This window comes from Streptomyces sp. NPDC047130 (assembly GCF_040643475.1).
GTDB lineage: Bacteria > Actinomycetota > Actinomycetes > Streptomycetales > Streptomycetaceae > Streptomyces.
This window is the reverse complement of record NZ_JBEYUK010000033.1, coordinates 20,316-43,659: the sequence shown is the minus strand read 5'-3', so window position 1 is coordinate 43,659 and position 23,344 is coordinate 20,316. Positions and strand designations below refer to the sequence as shown.

Annotated in this window: 17 protein-coding genes; 14 read left to right on the top strand and 3 right to left on the bottom strand. The window is 74.8% G+C overall.

Annotation, left to right across the window (positions count from 1 at the left end; genetic code table 11):
- Positions 1-91 precede the first annotated feature (91 nt).
- The 3 genes from ABZ836_RS27670 (at position 92) to ABZ836_RS27660 (ending at position 3,842) form a co-directional block, all read left to right on the top strand.
- The gene (locus tag ABZ836_RS27670) at positions 92-1,603 is read left to right on the top strand and encodes an MFS transporter (RefSeq protein ID WP_361146621.1); all 1,512 of its coding nucleotides are present in this window, start codon (positions 92-94) and stop codon (positions 1,601-1,603) included.
- A 152-nt stretch (positions 1,604-1,755) separates the two neighbouring features.
- Positions 1,756-2,247 carry a DUF485 domain-containing protein gene (locus ABZ836_RS27665; protein ID WP_361146580.1) on the top strand — a complete coding sequence of 164 codons (492 nt, stop codon included), beginning with the start codon at positions 1,756-1,758 and terminating at the stop codon, positions 2,245-2,247.
- A complete protein-coding gene (locus ABZ836_RS27660) occupies positions 2,244-3,842 on the top strand; it encodes a cation acetate symporter (protein WP_361146577.1) in 1,599 nt (532 codons plus the stop codon). Before ABZ836_RS27665 ends, ABZ836_RS27660 begins: the two co-directional genes overlap by 4 nt.
- Before the next feature lie 124 nt (positions 3,843-3,966).
- Here ABZ836_RS27660 and ABZ836_RS27655 read toward each other — a convergent pair whose 3' ends face one another.
- Both ABZ836_RS27655 and ABZ836_RS27650 read right to left on the bottom strand, forming a co-directional pair.
- A complete protein-coding gene (locus ABZ836_RS27655) occupies positions 3,967-6,276 on the bottom strand; it encodes an SUKH-4 family immunity protein (protein ID WP_361146574.1) in 2,310 nt (769 codons plus the stop codon).
- Positions 6,277-6,283: 7 nt separating this feature from the next.
- Positions 6,284-7,306, bottom strand: a complete 1,023-nt coding sequence (locus ABZ836_RS27650; RefSeq protein WP_356135509.1) for an SMI1/KNR4 family protein — start codon at positions 7,304-7,306, stop codon at positions 6,284-6,286.
- 262 nt (positions 7,307-7,568) lie between these two features.
- Here ABZ836_RS27650 and ABZ836_RS27645 point away from each other — a divergent pair, with 262 nt between their 5' ends.
- The 4 genes from ABZ836_RS27645 (at position 7,569) to ABZ836_RS27630 (ending at position 13,344) form a co-directional block, all read left to right on the top strand.
- Entirely contained in the window at positions 7,569-8,090 is a 522-nt protein-coding gene (locus ABZ836_RS27645) for a YwqJ-related putative deaminase (protein WP_356135507.1), read from the top strand.
- A gap of 20 nt (positions 8,091-8,110) precedes the next feature.
- Positions 8,111-8,632, top strand: a complete 522-nt coding sequence (locus tag ABZ836_RS27640; RefSeq protein ID WP_356135505.1) for an SUKH-3 domain-containing protein — start codon at positions 8,111-8,113, stop codon at positions 8,630-8,632.
- A 158-nt stretch (positions 8,633-8,790) separates the two neighbouring features.
- Positions 8,791-12,330 carry a transcription-repair coupling factor gene (mfd, locus tag ABZ836_RS27635; RefSeq protein WP_356135503.1) on the top strand — a complete coding sequence of 1,180 codons (3,540 nt, stop codon included), beginning with the start codon at positions 8,791-8,793 and terminating at the stop codon, positions 12,328-12,330.
- 216 nt (positions 12,331-12,546) lie between these two features.
- Positions 12,547-13,344 carry an HNH endonuclease family protein gene (locus ABZ836_RS27630; RefSeq protein ID WP_356135501.1) on the top strand — a complete coding sequence of 266 codons (798 nt, stop codon included), beginning with the start codon at positions 12,547-12,549 and terminating at the stop codon, positions 13,342-13,344.
- A 130-nt stretch (positions 13,345-13,474) separates the two neighbouring features.
- Here the strand turns inward: ABZ836_RS27630 and ABZ836_RS27625 are convergent, their stop codons facing one another.
- The gene (locus ABZ836_RS27625; RefSeq protein ID WP_356135499.1) at positions 13,475-14,257 is read right to left on the bottom strand and encodes a DUF4190 domain-containing protein; all 783 of its coding nucleotides are present in this window, start codon (positions 14,255-14,257) and stop codon (positions 13,475-13,477) included.
- A gap of 361 nt (positions 14,258-14,618) precedes the next feature.
- Between ABZ836_RS27625 and ABZ836_RS27620 the strand changes: the two genes are divergently transcribed.
- From ABZ836_RS27620 to ABZ836_RS27590, 7 genes are all read left to right on the top strand, one after another.
- On the top strand, positions 14,619-16,913 hold the full coding sequence (locus tag ABZ836_RS27620; RefSeq protein WP_361146568.1) for an N-6 DNA methylase: 2,295 nt from the start codon (positions 14,619-14,621) through the stop codon (positions 16,911-16,913).
- Between the two features lie 147 nt (positions 16,914-17,060).
- The gene (locus ABZ836_RS27615; protein ID WP_361146565.1) at positions 17,061-17,762 is read left to right on the top strand and encodes a hypothetical protein; all 702 of its coding nucleotides are present in this window, start codon (positions 17,061-17,063) and stop codon (positions 17,760-17,762) included.
- Positions 17,759-19,297 carry a serine/threonine-protein kinase gene (locus ABZ836_RS27610; RefSeq protein ID WP_356135493.1) on the top strand — a complete coding sequence of 513 codons (1,539 nt, stop codon included), beginning with the start codon at positions 17,759-17,761 and terminating at the stop codon, positions 19,295-19,297. The genes ABZ836_RS27615 and ABZ836_RS27610 overlap by 4 nt, the downstream gene beginning before the upstream one ends.
- A 98-nt stretch (positions 19,298-19,395) precedes the next feature.
- Positions 19,396-19,680, top strand: coding sequence for a hypothetical protein (locus ABZ836_RS27605; RefSeq protein ID WP_361146561.1), 285 nt, complete (start codon positions 19,396-19,398; stop codon positions 19,678-19,680).
- Between the two features lie 285 nt (positions 19,681-19,965).
- The gene (locus ABZ836_RS27600) at positions 19,966-20,589 is read left to right on the top strand and encodes a SurA N-terminal domain-containing protein (protein WP_356135489.1); all 624 of its coding nucleotides are present in this window, start codon (positions 19,966-19,968) and stop codon (positions 20,587-20,589) included.
- A 61-nt stretch (positions 20,590-20,650) separates the two neighbouring features.
- A complete protein-coding gene (locus tag ABZ836_RS27595) occupies positions 20,651-21,631 on the top strand; it encodes a nucleoside triphosphate pyrophosphohydrolase (protein ID WP_356135487.1) in 981 nt (326 codons plus the stop codon).
- Between the two features lie 318 nt (positions 21,632-21,949).
- Entirely contained in the window at positions 21,950-23,251 is a 1,302-nt protein-coding gene (locus ABZ836_RS27590) for a cytochrome P450 (protein WP_361146557.1), read from the top strand.
- Positions 23,252-23,344 lie beyond the last annotated feature (93 nt).

Sequence of the window (23,344 nt, the reverse complement as noted above, 5' to 3'; positions counted from 1 at the left end):
GCAGGGCGGTGGTGGTGCGAAGCTGTCCACGCGTGGGCGGGCGGACGGGCGCGGTGCGGGAGGGTTCTCGGTGACCAGGACGGATCCGACGGTGGTGGGCGCGGGCGCGGCGGGCACCGGGGCCGGGGCGGGACCGCGGCGCGGCCCCGTGATGGCGGCGCTGATGCTGTCCACCGGGCTGGTGGCCCTGGATTCGACGGTGGTGGCCACGGCGGTGCCGCAGATCACCGGGGACCTGGGCGGTTTCGCCTACTTCTCGTGGCTGTTCTCGGGCTACCTGCTGGCGGTGACGGTCACCCTCCCGGTGTACGGGAAGCTGTCGGACACCTTCGGCCGCAAGCCGGTGCTGGTGTTCGGGGCGGTGCTGTTCCTGCTGGGTTCGCTGCTGTGCGGGCTGGCCTGGAACATGGGCTCGCTGATCGCGTTCCGGGTGGTCCAGGGGCTGGGCGGCGGGGCGCTGCAGGGCACGGTGCAGACGCTGGCGGCGGACCTGTTCCCGCTGCGGGAGCGGCCGAGGATCCAGGCGCGGCTGTCGACGGTGTGGGCGCTGTCGGCGGTGGCGGGTCCGGGCATCGGCGGTCTGCTGGCGACGTACGCGGGGTGGCGGTGGATCTTCTTCGTCAACCTGCCGGTCGGCGCCATGGCGTTGTGGATGATCGTGCGGCACCTGCGGGACCCGCGGCGGGACGCCGGACGGGCGCGGCCCCCGGTCGACTGGGCGGGCGCGGTGGCGATCTTCGCCTGTGCCGGTGTGCTGATGACGGCCCTGGTGCAGGGCGGTGTGGCCTGGCCCTGGCTGTCGGCGCCGTCGCTGGGGCTGTTCGGGGCCGGGCTGGCGCTGGTGGCGCTGGTCGTCGTGGTCGAGCGGCGGGCCGCCGATCCGGTCATCCCGGGCTGGGTGTGGCGGCGGCGCACGATCGTCGCGGTCAACCTGGCGCTGGGCGCGATGGGGCTGCTGATGGTGGCGCCGACGGTGTTCCTGCCGACGTACGCGCAGGCGGTGCTGGGGCTGGATCCGGTGGCGGCCGGGTTCGTGATGTCGGTGTGGACGGTGACCTGGCCGGTGGCGGCGGCGTTCAGCCAGCACCTGTACCGCAGGATCGGCTTCCGGGACACCGGGCTGGTGGGCATCGGGGTGACGGCGCTGGCGCTGGGGGCGTTCCAGCTGCTGCCGTTCCCGGGGTCGGTGTGGGCGCCGGTGGCGCTGATGGCGGTGGTGGGCGCGGGACTCGGGCTGTTCTCCGCGCCGCTGCTGGTGGGGGCGCAGTCGACGGTGGGCTGGGAGGAGCGGGGCACGGCGACGGCCTCGGTGCTGTTCTGCCGGCAGACCGGTCAGACGCTGGGCGCCTCGCTGTTCGGCGCGGTGGCCAACGGGGTGCTGGCGGCCCGGCTGGGCGGTGCCGCCGACCTGGACGCGGTGACGCGGGCGGTGGAGCCGGGCGCGCGGGTGCCGGAGGCGACGGCGCGGGCCGTGGCGGCGGCGACCCAGGCGGTGTACCTGGGCGCGGCGGTCGCGGCGGTGGTGGCGTTCGTGGTGCTGCTGGCGGTGGCGCCGCGCCGGTTCCCTGTGCCGGGGACCAGCGGGGAGGGCGCCGGGGAGTGAGCGTGCACCGTTCCGGCCGCCACCGGGGTGGGCGGCGGTGAAACCCCTGTGTTCGCCGCGGGTGCGTCGGTAGCTTGCGTGGGCTTGTCCAACTCCTCCAACTCCCCTCCCTGTGGGCCCTTTCGGGGTCCGAGCCTCGCAAGGAGCACGGGATGTCCTACGACCCGTTCCCGTCGTACCCAGCACCGCCCCCGCAACCCTCGCCGCCTGCCGGACCCTTCCCCGCGTACGCGGAGGAGACGCCGGTGTACGGCGTGCGGCAGTACCCCGCCGGCCTGGACGCGTTTCCCGCGGATCCGGGGGAACCTCCCCCGTCCCCCGTCCCCGGGCGGCGGCAGCCGCCCGCGCCTCCCGCCCGGCAGGCCCGTGAGCTGGCGGGCCTGCGGGACGCCTACCGGAGGCAGCGGCGGGTCGCCGGCGTCACCGTGCTGGGCTTCTTCGCGCTGTACATCCTGCTGACCGTGTACGCCCCCGGGCTGGTCGGGTGGCGGGTGGCGGGCGGCCTGAACCTCGGCCTGCTGCTGGCGCTGCTCCAACTGCCCGTCACCGTGGTCGTGCTGCTGGTCCACGAGCACACCGCGCAGTCCTCGGTGGACCCGCTGGTGGAGCGGGTGCGCGGGCAGGCCGCGGAGGAGGCGCGATGAACGACTTCTCGGCGCACTCGATGTCGCTGGTCGCCTTCTGCGCCGTCGCCTCGCTCACCCTGCTGCTGTGCGTGATGACCGGCCCGGACAGCGACGACCTGCAGGAGTTCTACACCGGCTACGGAGCCCTGACGCCGTTCCGCAACGGCATGGCCATCGCCGGCGACTACGTCTCCGCGGCGACCATGCTGGGCACCTGCGGGCTGGTCGCCTTCTACGGCTACGACGGGATGCTGCTGGCCCTGTCGACCGCGCTGTCCCTGCTCCTGCTGATGCTGCTGCTGGCCGAACCGCTGCGCAACACCGGCCGGTTCACCCTGGGCGACGTGCTGGCCCGGCGGACCGGGTCGCGGGCCGTGCGGGTCACGATCTGCGTGGTGACCCTGCTGGCGCTGCTGCCGATGATGCTGGTGCAGCTCGCGGGCGCCGGCCAGCTGATGTCGTTCATCCTGGGCTTCGAGAGCGACGCCCTGGAGACCGGCATGGTGGTGGGCCTCGGCGTGCTGATGATCAGCTACGCGGCGATCGGCGGGATGAAGGGCACGGCGTTCATCCAGATCGTCAAGATCTTCATCGTGCTGGTCTCCGGGGTCATGGTCTGCGCGGTGCTGCTGGCCCGCTTCGACTGGAACCCGGGCGCGCTGTTCGACGCCGCGGCGCGGGGCAGCGGGCTCGGCCAGGCGTTCCTGGAGACGGGCCTGGAGTTCACCGGGCATCCGCATCCGACGCTCGACATGCTCGCCATCCACGTCCAGACCGTGGTGGGCGCGGCCTGCCTGCCGCACATCACGATGCGCATGTTCACCGCGACCAGCGCGCGGCAGGTGCGGCGTTCGATGTCGTGGGCGGTGTCGTCGGTGACGCTGTTCTCCCTGATCATCATCGTGGTGGCGTTCGGCGCGGTGGCGCTGGTCGGCCGCGCGGCCATCGCGTCGGCGGACCCGCAGGGCAACACCACCTACCTGATCGGGTCCAGCGCGGCGCTCGACGCCGGGGGCTCCTACCTGGCGGCGCTGCTGTTCACCGTCGTCACCACCGGGGTGTTCCTGACGCTGCTGGCGTCGGTGGCGGGCATGATCCTCGCCTGCGCGAACTCCGTCGCGCACGACATGGTGGCGGCGCGACGGCCCGGACTGACGCCGCGCCGGGAGGTGATGACCGCCCGGGCGGCGGCGCTGGGCGTGGGCGTCCTCGCCGTCGTGCTGGCGACGATGGTGCAGCACCGCAACCTGCAGCCGCTGGTGACGCTGGCGCTCAGCGTCTCGTCGTCGGCGATCGCGCCGGCACTGGTGTACAGCCTGTTCTGGCGGCGGTTCACCCGGCGGGGGCTGCTCTGGTCGATGATCGGCGGCACGGCCGTGGTGCTGCTGCTGTCGCCGTTCACCAACCTGGTGTCCGGATACCCGACCTCGGCGCTGCCGGACCACGCCTTCAACTGGTTCCCGTTCACGACGACGGCGCTGGTGACGATTCCGGTGGGGTTCGCGCTCGGGTGGATCGGCACGGTGACGTCGCCCCCGCACAAGGTGCGGGAGCAGCAGCACCGCTACGACGACCTGGAACCCCGCCTCCTCGCCGGCACCGCCCCTCACTGACCCCGACGGCGCGTGGGCCCGGCTCCTCGGAGGAGGAGCCGGGCCCACGCGCCGTTCTGCGGCCGGTGACCGGTGACCGGTGACCGGGTCCCACGGCCCGCCGCCCGGTGTCCGCGGGGGAGGGTCAGAGGAGGCCGTCCCAGAACTGTTCGAGGAGGACGGACCACCAGGTTTCGGGGGATCCGAGCGCCGCCGCGTCGAGCGCGGCCAACTGCGCCTGGAAGTCCACCGTCCAGCGAGCCGCCTGCTCCTGGTTCAAGCCGAACCGCAGCGGCCACATCCGCCCCAGCAGCGCCAGGCACCGCGCGAACTCCGGCAACCCGGTGTTGACGAACTGCGGCGGCACCGGCGCCCCGCCGGGCCCGGCCTCCACCGGCACCGCGACGATGTGCGCGGTGCCGTACTGGACGCAGACCGCCTTGCCGAAGTCGGTGCCCATGACCAGGTACGAGCCGGCGTCGGGGGCCGGCTGCACGCCCCGTTCCTGCGCCAGCTCCGCGAGGGTCGGCACCGGCCGCCCGGGCTGGGCCTGCGCCCAGAAGAACGGGCCGAGGTCGTACGGCAGACCGGCCACCACCAGCGTGTGGGCGACGACCGGCGGCACGCCCTGCCGGGACACCGCCGCCTGGTCGAAGCGGAACACGCCCGGCCCGAACACCGCGGCCAGCTCGTGCGCCACCCCCTCCGGCGGCACCGGCGGCAGCGGTTGCACGGGCGGCAGCGGCGCCCGCACCGGGCCGGGCCGCGCGGGCCCGTCCGCGACCTGGTGCAACTCGCCCTGGTGGGCGAGGAGCTGCGCCATGCCCTGCTGCCGGCTCGTGTGGTCCTCGCCGTACGGGGCGATGGAGGTGATCCGCGCCTGCGGCCACTGCTCGCGGATCATCCGCGAGCAGTACGCGCCGGGCAGCGAGCAGGACTCCAGCTCGGTGTGCAGCTCCAGCACCTGGTTCTGCGGCACGTTCATGGCCCGCAGCTCGTGGAAGATCTGCCACTCCGGGTGCGGCAGGCCCGGCGCGCTGCGGCGGATGAGCTGGTGCTCGGAGCCGTCCGGGGCGCGGTAGCGCAGCACGGCCTGGTAGCCCGGGCCGACCATCGGCTGCTGGGGCTGCTGCGGGTACCCGTACGCGGGCGGCATGCCGGGAGCACCCGGCGCCGGGGGCGGCGGCGGGACCGGCGCCGGCGGCACCGGGCCGGGGGCGGCGGGCTGCACCGGAGGGCCGGAGGGCGGCGCGAACACCGTCTCCGCGTGGTGCACGCCGCCCGGCGCGGCCGGCGGCGGAGGCGGCGGAGTGCCGGGTGCGCCGGGGCCACCGGGTGCGCCGGGCGGGCCGGGCGGCGGTGGAGGCGCGGCGCCGCCGGAGGAGGGGTCGGCCAGCATGGTGAGGGCGTGGTGCACGTCGCCGCCGCCCGGACCGCCCGGACCGCCCTGGGAACCGCCGGGCGCACCCGGCGCACCCGGTGCCTCGGGCGTGCCGGGGCCCTGCGGGCCGAGCGAGGACACCATCTGGGTCGGCACGTACCCCAGCGAGTCGCCGCCCGAGGGCGGCGCGGCGGGGGCGGAGGCCGACCGCGGGCCCGGCGGGGGCGGCGGCGGAGGCGGCGGGGTGGAGCCGGTGGCGGGGCGGCGCGGGGGCGCGGCCTTGGCGGTCGCGGCGTCGGCGATGTCCCCGGCGTCGGGGGACGCCGGACGTGCCGGGACGCCCGGCCCGGCCTGCGGCGGCCGCGGCGCCGGCTGTTCCGGCCGGGCCGGCGTGACCCTGGTCGGCGGGAGTTGGCTGCCGCCCTGCATCAGGGCGGTCTGCGCGTCGGGCGCGCCCGGCGTGCCGGGCGGCGCGTCGGCCGTGGGCGGCGCGAACACCGTCTCCGGCAGCGGCACCGAGCGGTCGCCGTCCGCCTGCGCGGTGGTGTCGGTGCCGTCCCACGGGGTCCCGCCCGCGGTCGCGGGAGCCGGAGCCGCCGGGGCCGGGGCCGGAACCGGGGCCGGGGTGGGAGCCGGAGCGGGCGTGGCGGGGGCGGACGGCTGCGCGGTGCCGCCGCCGCGGCTGCCGCCCCGCTGGTCGGGGATGCCCATCCGGTCGGCCGCCTCCTGCAGCCACTCCGGCGGGCTGAGCAGGAACGACGTCTGGTTGAGGTCCACCCGCGCGGGCGCCGGCGGCGGCGTGGGCGTCGCCTCCTGGCGGCCGTACAGCTCCTCGTAGCGGCGGATCACCTCGCCCACCGGCAGCCCCGGCCAGAGCGTGGCCTCGCCGCTGTCGCGGGCGACGACCAGCCGCTGCGCGCCGCCGTCGGAACGCGGGCCGTCGGCCCGGTCCTCGGCCCACACCACGAAGCCCAGCTCGAACTCCCGTACCCGCACCTCACGGTGCTGGTACGCGGGCGCGTCGCCGTTGATCCATTCCTCGCCGCGCTCCTGCGCCTGCGCGTAGGTCACCATCGGCCGTTCACTCCCCTGTCCGGCCCGACACCGGCACCGCGCGCGCGAAACCGCCGTCCACCATCAGATTCGCCACCGTCTCCAGCTCGGGCGGGCTGCCCGCGAGCCGGCCGAGGAACGCGTCGAAGTCCTCGCCGCAGGGCAGCAGCAGCCGCTCGACCCTCTCGGCGGGGGTCCACGACGGGTCCACGTCGCGCACGTCGTCGTAGGCGCAGAACCACACCGAGCCGCGCCGGTCGCCCTTGACCTTGACCGCCAGGATGCCGCCCTGGAGGAACGCCACCCCCAGGTAGTCCTTGGTGAGGTGGTCGCGCAGGCACTTGTTCACGTAGACGAGGTCGTTGACCGCCGCCTCGTCCCGCACGGTGAGGAACGGCTGGTCGACCAGCAGGCCGAGCTCCGCGTCGAGCGCGGTGCCGGCCGGGGCGCAGCCGCCGGCCGCCTTGAGGAAGGCGCGGTAGGCGCCGGGCAGCTGGTACCCGAGCTCCTCCTCCACGGCCTGCACCTGCTGCTCGGTCACCGCGACGGAGTTCTTGGGGAGCCGGAAGTGGGCGGGCCGGGTGTCCTGCAGCGGGCGCGTGCCGCGCTTGTGGTGCTCCACGGCCGCGGTGGCGATGCCGCCGTGGTGCCGCAGCAGCGCCTTCACCTCGACGGGGACGAGCTCCAGCCGGCGGGTGCGGGCGACGTGGTGCCAGGTCCAGCCGTGCGGGGTGGCCACCGGCGGGACGGTGTCCCACAGGGGGTGGCCGTCGGCGGCGAGCGCGGCGTTGGCGGAGACGTAGTCCGTCAGGCGCAGCTCGTCGACGCCGAATCCTTCCGGCGGGTCCGCGATCTCGGCGGCCGCGCGCGCGTAGGGAGAGAAGTCCGGGTGACCGTGCTCGTCGACCCGCACGCCGGCGGGGTGCCGGGCGGCGCGGACGGGGTCGGGGAAGTGCACGACCTGTCCGGCGTAGGCCGCGTTCGGCGGCGCGGGTCGTCCTCCGGTCCCGTGGCCGGGGGAGACCCCCAGCCCGAGCCCACCTGTCGTCATGGCGGTTGCCCCCTGCGGCGTTCCGGCGGCCGGTGAAGCCGCGTTCTCCCATACTGTCGACCACCGCTTGGGTGGCGGTTCCCGACAGACTATGCGGTGCCGCTCCTACCGGTCACGATGCGTCCGGATGTGTGACCTCACGTCAACACTCCGTGGTCGCGGCGCCCCGCCACGGGCGTGTCACGGGCCCTGGCTTCCTTGTCGGGCGCAGGGTTTGGCACTCTAAGGCCACCGAGGGGATGCTCGGGAGGTGAGAACGATCATGAAGGCCGCACAGACCGCGAGGACGGAACCGCCGTCCGGTCCGTCGCAGGACCCCCGAGTGGGCTGGAGCAGCGCGGACGACGCCGCGGCACCGGCGCTGCTGCACCGCCGTGACGGGATACTCCCGACGGTGGCCGCGGCGCTGTCGGTGCGCGGGACCACGCTCACCGGCACGGCGGCCCGGGGCGACCAGCGCCCCGTGCTGCACCCGCTGGTGCAGGACTTCCTCGACACCCTCACCAGTGACCAGCGCGACCGGTTCACCGGCCGGTGCGCGGAGGCGCTGCTGATCTCGCGGCACATCAGTGCCGCCGACGCGGCGCGCGGCAAGCGTTCCGCGCGCCGGCCCATGACCAACAGCGAGGCCCGCAGGGCCCTCAAGCACGCCAAGCTCACCGCCCGCCGCATCCGGGAGGACGGCGATCCGCTGCACGGCAGCTTCGTCGAGCCCTGCCGGGCCTGCGCGGCCCTCACCGCCCACTTCGGGGTGCGGGTCGTCGACCCGGGCGCCCAGGGCTGAACAAGGACGCCGAATCCGCCATGCACGCCGAGCCAACCTCCACGACCCGTTTCGCCGTTCCGGTCGACGCCGCGCTGCGCGCCGCCGGGTGGGAGCCGGGGCGCTGGGACATCCGGCAGGCCGAGGTGTGGGCCGACGCCCTGCGCGAGCACGCCTCCCCGGCCGGGCACACCCACGCGGTGTTCCCGGCGGCGGTGGAGGCGTGGGCGGAGTTCGGCGGCCTGCTGATCGTGCCGCAGGGGCCGGGGCGGCAGGTCGCCCCGGCCGCGCTCGACATGGACCCCATGCACGGGCTGCACATGGCCCGCACCCTCGGGGACCTGGGGCGGGCGCTGGGCACCGAGCTGTGCCCGGTGGGCGCGGAGGCGGAGACCGGGGCGCTGGTGGCCGTGGACGCGGTGGGCCGGGTCTACGCCCTGGACCACGCCGGTGACTGGTTCCTCGGCGCCGGCATCGACCAGGCCCTCACCACCCTCCTCACCGGCACCGCCCCCACCCGCCTCACCACCCTCGACCTCCCCGCCCAGCGCCCGGCCCCCTGACCCGTCCTCCCGGGGGTGCAGCACGGCCGCCCCCGGCGCGGTGAGCCGGTCGCGGGCGGCGGAGGGGGGCGGCGGAGACGTACGCTGGAACCCCCGGTGCGCGGCGCGTACCGGGCGCTTCGCGTGACACGAGAACCCCGCCGTACGGAAAGGCCTCCATGAGCCTGCACGGTCTGCTCGACGCCGTCGTCAAGGACGCCGCACTCGCCGAGGCGGTCGCCGCCGCCACCGAGGGCCACCGCACCCACGTCGACCTGGTCGGCCCTCCCGCGGCCCGCCCCTTCGCGGTGGCCGCCCTGGCCAGGGACGCCGGCCGCCCGGTCCTCGCGGTGACCGCCACCGGCCGCGAGGCCGAGGACCTGGCCACCGCGCTGCGGTCCCTCCTCGACCCGGACGCGGTCGTGGAGTACCCGTCCTGGGAGACGCTGCCGCACGAGCGGCTGAGCCCCCGCAGCGACACCGTCGGCCGCCGCCTCGCCGTACTGCGCCGCCTCGCGCACCCCAGCGCCGACGACCCCGGCGCGGGCCCCGTCCAGGTGGTCGTCGCGCCGGTCCGTTCCGTGCTCCAGCCGCAGGTCAAGGGCCTCGGCGACCTGGAGCCGGTGGCGCTGCGCACGGGGCAGCAGGCCGACCTGGAGGACGTCGTCCAGGCGCTCGCCGCCGCCGCGTACTCCCGCGTCGAGCTGGTGGAGAACCGCGGCGAGTTCGCCGTCCGCGGCGGCATCCTGGACGTGTTCCCGCCGACCGAGGAGCACCCGCTCCGCGTCGAGTTCTGGGGCGACGACGTCGAGGAGATCCGCTACTTCAAGGTGGCCGACCAGCGGTCGCTGGAGGTGGCCGAGCACGGTCTGTGGGCGCCGCCCTGCCGTGAGCTGCTGCTGACGGACGAGGTGCGCCGACGCGCCGCCGAGCTGGCCGAGGAACACCCCGAGCTGGGCGAACTGCTCGGGAAGATCGCCGAGGGCATCGCCGTGGAGGGCATGGAGTCCCTGGCGCCGGTGCTGGTCGACGACATGGAGCTGCTCCTCGACGTCCTGCCCGAGGGCTCGATGGCCGTGGTGTGCGACCCGGAGCGCGTCCGCACCCGCGCCACCGACCTGGTGGCGACCTCGCAGGAGTTCCTGCAGGCGTCCTGGGCGGCCACCGCGGGCGGGGGCGAGGCCCCCATCGACGTGGACGCGGCCTCCCTGTGGTCGATGGCCGACGTCCGGGACCGGGCCCGCGAGCTCGGCATGCTCTGGTGGTCGGTCTCGCCGTTCGGCGCGGACGACATCAGCGACGAGTTCTCCGACGGCGACACGCTCAAGCTGGGCATGCGGGCCCCCGACACCTACCGCGGCGACACCGCGCGGGCGCTGGCCGACGCCAAGGGCTGGGTGGCCGACGGCTGGCGCACCGTCTTCCTCACCGAGGGCCACGGCCCGGCCGCCCGGATCACCGAGGTGCTGGGCGGGGAGGGCGTGCCGGCCCGCCTGGACAAGGACCTCACCGAGCTCACGCCGTCCCTGGTGCACGTCTCGTGCGGCGGCATCGAGTACGGCCTCGTGGACCCGGCGCTGAAGCTGGCGGTCCTCACCGAGACGGACCTGTCGGGTCAGCGCACGGCCACCCGGGACGGCGCGAAGATGCCGGCCCGGCGCCGCAAGGCCATCGACCCGCTCACCCTGGAGCCGGGCGACTACATCGTGCACGAGCAGCACGGCGTCGGCCGCTACCTGGAGATGGTGCAGCGCACCGTGCAGGGCGCCACCCGCGAGTACCTGGTGGTGGAGTACGCGCCGGCCAAGCGCGGCCAGCCCGGGGACCGGCTGTACATCCCGACCGACCAGCTCGAGCAGATCACCAAGTACGTCGGCGGCGAGGCGCCCACCCTGCACCGCCTGGGCGGCGCGGACTGGACGAAGACCAAGGCGCGGGCGAAGAAGGCGGTCAAGGAGATCGCCGCCGACCTGATCAGGCTGTACAGCGCGCGGATGGCGGCGCCCGGCCACGCCTTCGGCCCGGACACCCCGTGGCAGCGGGAGCTGGAGGACGCGTTCCCGTACGCGGAGACGCCGGACCAGCTCACCACCATCGCCGAGGTCAAGACCGACATGGAGAAGTCGGTCCCGATGGACCGCCTGGTCTGCGGCGACGTCGGTTACGGCAAGACCGAGATCGCGGTCCGCGCCGCCTTCAAGGCGGTCCAGGACGGCAAGCAGGTCGCCGTGCTGGTGCCGACCACGCTGCTGGTGCAGCAGCACTTCGGCACCTTCGGCGAGCGGTACGCGCAGTTCCCGGTGAAGGTGCGGGCGCTCTCCCGGTTCCAGTCGGAGACCGAGGCGAAGGCGACGCTGGAGGGGCTGCGGGACGGCTCGGTCGACATCGTCATCGGCACCCACCGGCTGTTCTCGTCCGAGACGAAGTTCAAGGACCTGGGCCTGGTCATCGTCGACGAGGAGCAGCGGTTCGGCGTCGAGCACAAGGAGCAGCTGAAGAAGCTGCGCGCCAACGTGGACGTGCTGACCATGTCCGCCACGCCCATCCCGCGCACCCTGGAGATGGCGGTCACCGGCATCCGCGAGATGTCGACGATCACCACCCCGCCGGAGGAGCGCCATCCGGTGCTCACCTTCGTCGGACCGTACGACGAGCGGCAGATCGGCGCGGCGATCCGGCGCGAACTGCTGCGCGAGGGCCAGGTCTTCTACATCCACAACCGGGTGGAGTCGATCGACCGGGCGGCGGCGCGGCTGCGGGAGATCGTGCCCGAGGCGCGCATCGCGACGGCGCACGGCCAGATGTCGGAGCAGGCGCTGGAGCAGGTCGTCGTCGACTTCTGGGAGAAGCGGTTCGACGTGCTGGTCTCGACGACGATCGTCGAGAGCGGCATCGACATCGCCAACGCCAACACGCTGATCGTGGAGCGCGGCGACAACTTCGGCCTCTCCCAGCTGCACCAGCTGCGCGGCCGGGTCGGCCGCGGCCGCGAGCGGGGCTACGCCTACTTCCTGTACCCGCCGGAGAAGCCGCTGACCGAGACCGCGCACGAGCGGCTGGCGACCATCGCCCAGCACACCGACCTCGGCGCGGGCATGTACGTGGCGATGAAGGACCTGGAGATCCGCGGCGCGGGCAACCTGCTCGGCGGCGAGCAGTCCGGTCACATCGCCGGCGTCGGCTTCGACCTGTACATGCGGATGGTGGGCGAGGCGGTCTCCGAGTTCCGGGCGTCGCTCGAGGGCGGCGAGGAGGAGCCGCCGCCGCTGGAGGTGAAGATCGAGCTGCCGGTGGACGCACACGTGCCGCACGACTACGCGCCGGGCGAGCGGCTGCGCCTGCAGGCCTACCGGTCGATCGCCTCCGCCAACTCCGAGGAGGACATCGCCTCGGTCCGCGAGGAGCTCCAGGACCGGTACGGCAAGCTGCCGGAGCCGGTGGAGAACCTGCTGCTGGTGGCCGGGCTGCGGATGCTGGCCCGCTCCTGCGGGGTGGGCGAGATCGTGCTCCAGGGCAACAACATCCGGTTCGCGCCGGTGGACCTGCGGGAGTCGCAGGAGCTGCGGCTGAAGCGGGTCTACCCGGGGACGGTCGTCAAGGCGAGCGCGCAGCAGGTGCTGGTGCCGCGGCCCAAGACCGCGAAGATCGGCGGCAAGCCGCTGTCCGGCCGGGAACTGCTGTCCTGGACGGGCGAGTTCCTCACCACGGTGCTTTCCTAGGGGCCCAGGCGCGAGGGGCCCCGGCACGAGAGGCCCAGGCGCGAGGGGCGGGTCCGCGACGGCGCGGGTCCGCCCCTCGCGCCGTCGCGTGGCGTGGTGGCCCGAGGGGCCGTGCGGCGCCCGGACCCGTACGGGTGACAAACGGAATGGGTGCCACCGCCGGGGGCATGATCGCATCAGTTCCTGCAGTTCCGACACGACCGGAGGTAGCGAACTATGCGCACAGCAAGGCCAGTCGGCGAACGCCGCCGCGCCCTCGGCGCCCTCTCCGCCCTCGCCGCGGCGGTGGTGCTCGCCTCCGGGTGTCAGGCGCCCGGCGGCTCCGTGGACAACTCACCCTCCGACGCGGCGGGTTCGCCCTCCGGGCCGGCCGCCGCGGCGGGCCGGGCGGTGAGCCCGCTCGACAACCCCGACGGCACCAAGCCCGGTCTCGCGGTGGTGTCCTCCGACGCCGACCGCGCCGAGGCCCGGGCTCTGATCGAGAAGGTGGCCGTCAAGGGCCGCGGGCCCAAGACCGGTTACGACCGCGACGAGTTCGGCGAGGCCTGGCTGGACACGGCCGACGTCCCGTTCTCCCGCAACGGCTGCGACACCCGCAACGACCTGCTCCAACGGGACGGCGAGGACCTGGAGTTCCGCTCCGGCTCCAACTGCGTGGTCGTCGCGATGACCCTCGCCGACCCCTACACCGGCAAGGACATCGACTGGGTCAAGGCGGACGCCGCCGAGGTGCAGATCGACCACGTGATGGCGCTGTCCTACAACTGGCAGATGGGCGCGTCCCGGTGGACCCGTGAGAAGCGGGAGGCCATCGCCAACGACCCGCTCAACCTGCTGCCGGTGGACGGTCCCACCAACTCGGCCAAGGGCGACTCCGGCCCGGCGACCTGGGTCCCGCCCAGCAAGCCGATCCGCTGCGCCTTCGCGGTGCGCTTCGCCCAGGTCTCCCTGAAGTACGAACTCCCGGTCACCAAGGCCGACAAGGAGGCCATGCTGCGGCAGTGCGGCGGCTGACACGGCGACCGGCACGGCGCCTGACCGGGAGCCGGCGCGGGGGAGGACGACCGCAGGGGCCGCACCGCCTGTTGGCGGTGCGGCCCCTGCGTCGGAAGATCCCCCCCGGTGAGGCGGTTCCTCGGGAGCGTCAGAGCTTCAGGTCCCAGAGGACCGAGTCGTAGTCGAAGCTGGGGGAGACCTCGACGACCAGGTTCTCGGTGCCGGAGGGCACGGAGAAGTTGAAGGTCTGGGTGGTCTTCTTGCCCGCGGCGACGGAGCCCTCGAACATCCCGATGTTGTCCTCCTCGATGATGGACTCGGCCGGGGTGCCCTCCTCGCCGGCGGTGGCGTCGACCGTGCCCAGGGCCAGGTCCACGTTCTCCTTGGAGCCGTTGTCGATCTCGACGGTCACCTGGTAGGCGTCGTTGCCCTTCTCGTGGCCCACCGCGAACTCACCCGGGGTGTACTTCTCCACCTTGGTGACGGTGGCCACGAGGCCGTCCTCGAACTCCATGCCGTCGCCCAGGGCGAGCAGCTCGCCCTCCTTGGGGGCCTCGCCCTTGCCCTCGGACGGGTCCTTCGGGGCGGTCGCGGTGGCGTCCTTCTCCAGCTTGTCGATCTCGTCGCTCACCGCGTCCACGAAGAGGACGGTGGAGACGAGGAAGAAGGCCGAGATCAGCGTGGCGACGATGCCGAGCACGAGGCCGGCGATCGAGGCGCCCTTGTTGGTGGCCTGGCCCTTCTTGACGCGGCCGAGACCGACGATGCCGAAGATCAGCGCCAGGATGCCGAGCGGACCGGAGATCCAGAACAGCACCACGAACAGGCTGAGCACCACACCGATGATGCCGAGGACCATACCGGCCGTGCCGAGACCGTTCTTCGGCTTGTACACCGGGGCGACCGGCGCGTAAGGCGTCTGCTGGGACATCGTTTCCCCCTCCAAGGGTCGTAACCGCCGCGCGTTGTCGTGTCCACGCGCAGGCTGGGCAAGCAGATCATGCTCTGTGAACCGGATCAACCAGATATTCGGGGCCGAGATGGTCTTGTGATGAAACAAGGTGCTTTCTTGTGAACATCACGTCCGGTGAGGCCGGTTGCCGACGGGTGCAGGGGTGCATTGGTGCGGGATGTGCGCCCCCCGGCGCTCCCTGCGGCCCTGTCGGACGAGGCATATCTCAGCAGAGATTGTGAACGCGGTCAACCACGTTCACAGGAAGTGGGTCGTTCACACTGTGAACGTGAGGAGTCGGCTGGCTATGCTCTGCACACCGACGAGGGAGAGGGGCCCCGTGCAGGAGAACGCGACCGAGGTGACGGCCGCCGGAATCGCCCGGCTGGCCGGGGTGGGACGCGCTGCCGTGAGCAACTGGCGTCGCCGGCACGCCGATTTCCCCAAGCCCGTCGGAGGCACCGAGTCCAGCCCCGCCTTCCTCCTCGCGGAGGTCGAGGAGTGGCTGCGCCGCCAGGGCAAGCTGGCCGAGGTCCCGCTGCGGGAGCGGGTCTGGCAGCAGGTCGCCGGCCATCCCGACGGCCCGGCCGCCGCGCTGACCCAGACCGGCTGCGTCCTCCTCCTCGTCCACGAACGCCCCACCCGCTGGCTGGAACTGGCGGCCGGCTCCGACGAGCGGCTCGCCGCCCTGCTCCCCGCCGACCTCGCCCAGCTCCTCGGCCGGCGGCTCGGCCCCGCCCCGGGCGGCGGCGGGGAAGGAGCCGCCGGCCCGCCCGCCGTGCGCCCGCCCACCGGACCCGAACTCCTCCCCTCCGTGCCCCTGCTGCGCGGCGCGGCCGAACTCGCCGCCGAGAACGGCGCCCGCCAGACCTACGAGTTCCTGCTCGACCGGTTCGTCGACCCGCGCCAGCACACCCTCACCCCGCCCGGCCTCGCCGACCTGATGGCCGACCTGGCCGACGTCACGGGACCGGACGAGCCGGCCTCCCGCGTGGTCCTCGACCCCGCCTGCGGCACCGGCTCGCTGCTGCGCGCCGCCGCCCGCACTCATCCGGGCCGCGAACTCCACGGCCAGGACAGCGCCCCCGCCCTGGCCGAGCTCACCGCGCTGCGCCTCGCCCTGCACACCTCCGGCCCGGTGCGCACCGCCGCCGCCGACACCCTGCGCGGCGACGCGTTTCCCGCCCTCCGCGCCGACACCGTCCTCTGCCACCCCCCGTTCAACGAGCGCACCTGGGGCCACGAGGAACTCGCCTACGACCCCCGCTGGGAGTACGGCTTCCCGGCCCGCACCGAGTCCGAGCTGGCCTGGGTCCAGCACTGCCTGGCCCGGCTGCGCGAGGGCGGCACCGCCGTCCTGCTGATGCCGCCCGCCGCCGCGTCCCGCCGCTCCGGCCGCCGCATCCGCGCCGACCTGCTGCGCCGGGGCGCGCTGCGGGCCGTCATCGCCCTGCCGGCCGGGACCGCGCCGCCGCACGGCCTGCCGCTCCACCTGTGGGTGCTGCGCCGCCCCGGCCGGGCGCCCGCGCACCCCGAGGTGCTGATGGTCGACACCGCCGGCGCCCACGCCCCGCTCCCCGCCGGCACCGGCACCGGCGCCGCCGCCCGGCCGGGCCCCGACTGCGCGGCGGTGCGGGAGATCGCGCTCGCCGCCTGGCAGGCCCACGACCGCACCGGCACCCTCCAGGAGCGGCCCGGCGTCGCCCGCGCCGTCCCGGCCATCGACCTGCTCGACGACGACGTCGACCTCACCCCCGCCCGCCACCTGCCCCCGCAGGTCACGGCCGAGGGCCCCGAGCAACTGGTCGCGGTGCGCGAACGCCTCGGCGCGACCCTGCGGCTCACCGCCGACCTCGCCCCCCACCCCCCGGAGCCCGCCCCCGCGGCGTCCGGGGACCCCGTGCCCGCGCCGGTCACCACCGTGGGCGAGCTGGTCCGGGGCGGCGCGCTCACCCTCGTCACGGGCGGCGCCGCCGGACGCCGCGGCCTGCCCGTCCTCACCGACCTCGACGTCATCACCGGAACCGCACCGGCGGCTCCGGCGGCTCCGGCGGCTCCGGTCGCTCAGGCCGGTTCAGCCGCACCCGCCGCCCGGCCGACCGCGGCGGGCGCCCGCAGCCGGGCGCCCCGGTCCACCGACCGCGCCGGGCAGGGCGCCGGGCAGGGCGGCGGGCAGGGCGGCGGGCCGGGCAGCGGCCAGGGCGACGGGCAGGGCGTCGACGACCGCGACGACGACACCGTGATCACCCGCCCCGGGGACGTCGTCCTCCCCGTGTCCGGCGGCGACGGGGTGGCCCGGGTGATCGACGAGGCGACGGCCGGCGCCGTCCTCGGCCGCAACCTGGTGCTGCTGCGCCCCGACCCGCAGACCCTGGACCCGTGGTTCCTCGCCGGTCTCCTGCGCGGCACCGCCAACCAGCGCCGCGCGAGCAGCTTCGCCTCCACCGCGACCCGGCTCGACGTCCGCCGCCTGCGGGTACCGCGGCTGCCGCTGGAGGAACAGCGCCGCCACGGTGACCGGTTCCGCGCGCTGGACGAGTTCGAGGGCGCCCTCCGCCAGGTCGCCCGGCTCGGCGAGCGCCTGGTCCGCGGCTCCCACGACTCCCTCACGGAGAGTCTGCTCCCGCCCGCCTGACGCCCACTCGGCGGTGGAACCGGTCGCGCGGCAGGGCAGCCCCCGCCCGTCGCTGCGATCCGGCAACGGATCCGGCACTACGGGGCCCGGCGGTCCGACCGGCCAGTACCCTGCTGGCAGCCAATGTGAAGAAACGCAGGAGACGCCATGCAGGGCCACGGCCACGCGCTTCCCCAGCCGGTCCCGCCGGGCCGGACGTCACCGTCGACCGGGGTGCTGGTCTTCCTGCGCGTCCTGTTCGTGGTGATCGCGGTCGGCAGCATCGGCATGCTGCTGTGGGCGCCCATGCTCAGGCTCGCCCTGGTGACCCGCAGGGCGCTGGACTGGGGGCTGTTCGTCCTCTCCGTCGTGCTGACGTTCGTGGCGGGCGCGCTGCTCGTCACCGGGCCCGACGAGGGCGAGAACACCCCCGCCCAGAACTGGGGCGCCGCCCTCCTGCTGATCACCCTGACCGCGGTGATCGCCTACTACCTCGCCGCCGACATCCGGCACTTCGAACGCCGCCGGAAGGCTCCGTTCCCCGGCCCGGCGTACGCCGTCCCGGGCGCCGCACCGGCCGGCGCCGGCTACGGCTACCCGCCGCGGACCCCCGGCCCGTACGGCTACCCCGCCGTCCCGCAGCAGCACGGCACCTGGTCCGGCGGCGCCACGCCCACCCCGGTCCCGACGCGCCCCGCCACCGGTCCCAACGGTCCCACCATGCCCACCATGCCCATCCCGCCGTCCACGCCGCCCGCCACGCCCGCCACGCCCCCGTCCGGCGGCCGCATCGACCAGGTGCGGGCCGAACTCGACGAGCTCAGCGAACTCCTGCGCAAGCAGGACGGCGGGCCGGAGGGCGGCAGGTGAGCGCGACCGGCCGCGTCGTCGCCGGACGCTACGAACTCTCCACGCTCATAGGCCAGGGCGGCATGGGCCAGGTGTGGACCGCCTACGACCGGCGCCTCGACCGCCGCGTCGCCGTCAAGCTGCTGCGCCCGGACCGGGTCGCCGGCGACGAGGCCGAGGAGCTGCGCCGCCGCTTCCTGCGCGAATGCCGGGTCACCGCCCAGGTCGACCACCCCGGCCTGGTCACCGTCCACGACGCGGGCAGCGAACGCGACGACCTGTACCTGGTCATGCAGTACGTCGACGGCGCGGACCTCGCCGACCACCTCGCCGAGCACGACCCGTACCCGTGGCCGTGGGCCACCGCCGTCGCCGCCCAGCTGTGCGCGGTGCTCAGCGCGGTGCACGCGGTGCCGATCGTCCACCGCGACCTCAAGCCGCGGAACGTCATGGTCAAGCAGGACGGCACCGTGACCGTGCTGGACCTCGGCGTCGCCTCCGTGATGGACAGCGACACAACCCGCCTCACCCACACCGGCTCGCCCATCGGCTCGCCCGCCTACATGGCGCCCGAGCAGGCCATGGGCGGTGCGGTCGGCCCCTACACCGACCTGTACGCCCTCGGCGTCGTGCTCCACGAACTCCTCTCCGGCGAGGTCCCGTTCGCCGGGACCACCGCCCTCGGCGTGCTCCACCGCCACCTCTACGAGCCGCCGCTGCCGGTCCGCCGCCTGCGGCCCGAGGTGCCCGAGCCGCTCGAACGGCTGGTGCTGCGGCTCCTGGAGAAGGACCCCCAGGCCCGCCCGGGATCCGCCCAGGAGGTCTACGAGGCGCTGCTGCCGCTGCTGCCCGACCGCGGCATGCCCAGCGGCGCGCCCCTCGACCCCACCCGGCCCTTCCTGCGCCCGCACGCCCCCTGGCCGGACCGCGCCCGCACCCCCGCGCCCCGGCCCACCGCGCCTCCCGCCGGACCGGCCGCCCCCGCCGCGCCCAGGCCCGCCGTGGCCGACGCGGTCGACGAGGTCAAGCGGCTCCTCGGCGACGGCCGGATCACCCAGGCCGTGGACATCCTCGGCTCGATCCTCCCGGACGCCGCGGACCAGCACGGCGAGCGCTCCCCGGTGGTCCGCACCCTGCGCAAGCTCTACGCGGCCACCCTCATGGACGACGGCCAGTACCGCCGCGCCCTGCCCGAACTGCGCCGCCTCGCCGAGGAACGCGCCGCCGAGGCCGGCCACGACGACCCGCAGGCGCTCGGGTTCCGCTTCGACGCCGCCCTGTGCCTGGAGCAGCTCGGCGAGGCCACCGCCGCGCTCGCCGAGTACCGCGCGCTGCTCCCCGCCTACGAGAACCCGTACGCCGGCGGCGACCCCGCCCGCGCCCACGACCTCCGCCGCCGCATCGGCCACCTCCTCCTCGCCCTCGGCGACCGCCAGGCCGCCCACGACACCCTCGCCCGCCTCGCCCTCGACGTCGAACGCCTCCACGGCCCCACCCACCCCCTCGTCGGCGACCTCCGCCGCACGCTGGAGTGGCTCGGCCGGATGCGCGGCTGACCCGAACGCCCCGTGACCTCCGTGGCCTCCGTGACCTCCCCCTTCACTTCCTCCGGCCCGTCCCCGGCCCCGTCACCTTCACCCACCGGGACGGCGCCATGGACACCGGCACCGAGGCCGGCCTCCCCGCGCTCCTCGCCGAACTCGACGGCCCTCGCGACGACGAGCACCCGGACGTGTCGGTCACCGACGACGACTCCGGCTGGACCGTCTCCGCGTTCCCGGGCGGAACTCTCGTCCTGGAGAACCTCGAGCACCCCGACCCGCGCCCCCGCCACCTCCCCGGGGTCACCCGCGAGGAGGCCCTCCGCGTCCTGACCCTCCTGGTCCGCGGCGACCTCACCGCCCTCCGCCGCCTGGACTGGCAGCCCGGCTACGGGTGACGCCGGGCCGTGCGGGCCTGCTCGTGAACCGCACCGTCCCCTTCGAACTGCGGGTTCGCCCCGTGGCCGTCCACCGCCGACGCGTCGACGGGCCGGCCGTGGCCCCGGAGGAGGTGACAGGGCGGTCGCCGAGGGCCGAGCCCGCCGAGGAGCGCGTTGCGCGGGAAGTCCTCGATCGTTGGCACGACGTTGGCGCCAAGGGCTGGTTCACAGCCCGCGCGCTGCCTACCATCGATCATCGCAAGACTTTGTGCACCGAAGCACAAACTCCACCGGGAGGTTTCCTTGCAACGCCGTCGCCGTACCGCGCTCCTCCTCTCCGCCGCCCTCGCGGCGCCTTTGCTCACCGCCTGCGGGACCGGCTCGCAACCGGGCGCCGCGGCCGTCGTGGGCGACCAGCGGATCACCCAGGCCCAGGTCGAGGAGCGGGTGCGCGAGGTGCGCGACGCACAGCGCGCCGCGGTCCCCGACGACGACCAGTACCGGCAGGTCGTCGCCCAGTCCGGCAGCCTCGCCCGCTTCACCGTGCAGGGCATGGTCCTCGACCGGGTCCTGCACCACGCCGCCGAGGAGGCGGGGGTCACCGTCTCCCGCAAGGAGGTCCAGGACCTGCGGACCAACCTGGAGCGGCAGCTCGGCGGCCGCCAGGGGCTGGAGACCACCTGGCTCCAGCAGTACGGCGTCGCCCCCGAGCGGCTGGAGGAGAACCTCCGCCTCCAGGTCGCGGCGAGCGAACTCGCCCAGAAGCTGGGCACCGCCACCGACACCCCCGAGTTCGGCAAGGCGCTCGCCGCGTCGTCCAAGGACCTCGGCGTGGAACTGAACCCGCGCTACGGCACCTGGGACGCGGAGAAGAGCGCGCGGGCGGACCTCAGGACCCCGTGGGTGCGGGACGTCGAGGCAGCCTGACGGGACCGGCGCCCGCGGACCGCGGGCCAGGGGTGTCGCACCGCTGCGTTACGTTCGAAGGGTGAACGTCACCAGCTCCACGGACGCCCCCGGCCGCGTCGTCCTGCTCACCACCAGCCACCGGGTCGCCCCCGGCCTGCTGTCCTGGCCCGCCTGGAACGTGCTGCGCGAGGCGGACCGGGTGCTCTGCGCGGACGGCGCGCACCCGCAGCTCCCGTACCTCCGCGAGGCGGGGGTGACGGTGGAGGAGGCGTCCCTCTCCGCCCCGGAGCTGGTCGACGCGGCGGCCGGCGGGCGCACGGTGGTGGTCGTCGCCGGCGGCGAGGGCGAGCCCGCGCTGACCGACGGGCTGGCCCGGCTGGCCGGCTCCGGCCGCGTGCGGATGCCCGACCTGGAGCTGCTGCCCGCCTCCTACGACCTGCCCGGCGCGCGGCTCCTCGACCTCGTCCAGGTCATGGACCGGGTGCGGACGGACTGCCCGTGGACCTCGCAGCAGACCCACGAGGGCCTCGCCAAGTACGCGCTGGAGGAGGCGTACGAGCTGGTCGAGGCGATCGAGACGGGCAACCGCGAGGAGTTGCGGGAGGAACTCGGGGACGTGCTGCTCCAGGTGGTCTTCCACGCGCGGATGGCGGAGGAGGACGAGGAGGAGCCGTTCTCGGTGGACGACGTGGCGGGCGGTCTGGTCGCCAAGCTGATCCACCGGCACCCGCACGTCTTCGGCGAGGAGTCCGCGGCGACGCCGGAAGAGGTCGAGGAGCACTGGCTGCGGACCAAGGCGGTGGAGAAGCAGCGGACCTCGGTCACCGAGGGGGTGCCGCTCGGCCAGCCGGCGCTGGCGCTGGCGGCGAAGCTGGCGTCGCGGGCGCGGAAGGCCGGGTTGGAGGCGCCGCTGCCGGCGGGGGAGGGCGTGGGGTACGAACTGCTGACCCTCGCGGTCCGCGCCGAGGCGGCCGGGGTCGACCCCGAGTCCGCGCTCCGCGCGGCCGCCCGCGCCTACCGCGACGCCATCCACGCGGCGGAAACCCCTCCCGCGCCCTGACCTCACCCCCGGCCTGCCCCCGCGGCATGATGCCGCGGCGCGGGCGGGCCTCCGGGGCCGGCCGGGCCCCTCGGGCGGCCCACGGGGCGCTACCTGCGCGCTGCCGCGCTCCCGCGCGCCGAGGTTCGGGAGCGGGCGGACCACCCACGGACGGGCACCGCAGTGCCGGTTGGACGGGTCCGGCGGCGGACGGCGCCCGGTGGCGCGCGGGACCGGTGCCCACGCGGCGGTGGGCACCGCGCGCCCCCGCCGAGGTCCGCGTCGGCCCCGCCGAGGTCCGCGTCGGCACCGCTCCGCGGTCCCGCGTACCGTCGTGGGGTGAACGAGCCGCACCCCGAACCGTCCGCCCCGGAACTCTTCACCTGGGAGTTCGCCACCGACCCGTACCCCGCCTACGCCTGGCTCCGCGAGCACGCCCCCGTGCACCGCACCCGGCTGCCCAGCGGCGTCGAGGCCTGGCTGGTCACCCGGTACGCCGACGCCCGGCAGACCCTCGCGGACCCCCGGTTGTCGAAGAACCCCGCGCACCACGACGAGCCCGCGCACGCCCGGAACAAGACCGGCATCCCCGGCGAGCGCAAGGCCGACCTGATGACGCACCTGCTGAACATCGACCCGCCGGACCACACCCGTCTGCGCCGCCTGGTGTCGAAGGCGTTCACCCCCCGCCGCGTCGCGGAGTTCGCCCCCCGCGTGCAGGAGCTCACCGACACCCTGATCGACGGGTTCGCCGCGCGCGGCAGCGCGGACCTGATCCACGAGTTCGCGTTCCCGCTCCCCATCTACGTGATCTGCGACCTGCTCGGCGTCCCCCGCGAGGACCAGGACGACTTCCGCGACTGGGCGGGCATGATGATCCGCCACGGCGGCGGCCCGCGCGGCGGCGTGGCGCGGTCGGTGAAGAAGATGCGCGGCTACCTCGCCGAACTGATCCACCGCAAGCGCGAGGCGCTGTCCGCGGAACCCGCGCCCGGCGAGGACCTGATCTCCGGCCTGATCCGCGCCTCGGACGAGGGGGAGCACCTCACCGAGAACGAGGCCGCGGCGATGGCGTTCATCCTGCTCTTCGCCGGCTTCGAGACGACCGTGAACCTGATCGGCAACGGCGCCTACGCCCTGCTCACCCACCCCGGGGAGCGCGAGCGGCTCCAGCGGTCGCTGGCGGCGGGCGACGAGAGCCTGCTGGAGACCGGCATCGAGGAACTGCTGCGCTTCGACGGCCCCGTGGAGCTGGCGACCTGGCGGTTCGCCACCGAGCCGCTGACCGTCGGCGGGCAGCGGATCGCGGCGGGCGACCCGGTCCTGGTGGTGCTGGCGGCGGCGGACCGGGACCCGGAGCGGTTCGCCGAACCGGACACCCTGGACCTGTCCCGGCGGGACAACCAGCACCTGGGCTACGGACACGGCATCCACTACTGCCTCGGCGCCCCCCTGGCCCGGCTCGAGGGCCGAACCGCCCTCGCGACCTTGCTCACTCGGCTCCCCGACCTCCAACTGGGCCTGGAGCCCGCCGAGTTGCGATGGAGGGGCGGACTGATCATGCGTGGCCTGCGAACTCTTCCGGTCGAGTTCGCCCCCGAGCAGGGCTCAAGTGGAAGCACGACCTCGACAGTTCCGTGACGTTCGTGTGTTCCTTGCGACATCGAGTTGTGACGAACGTTGATCACCGGCTACGTTCCCGCACAGACGCGACGACCCCTGCGGCGGGATGCC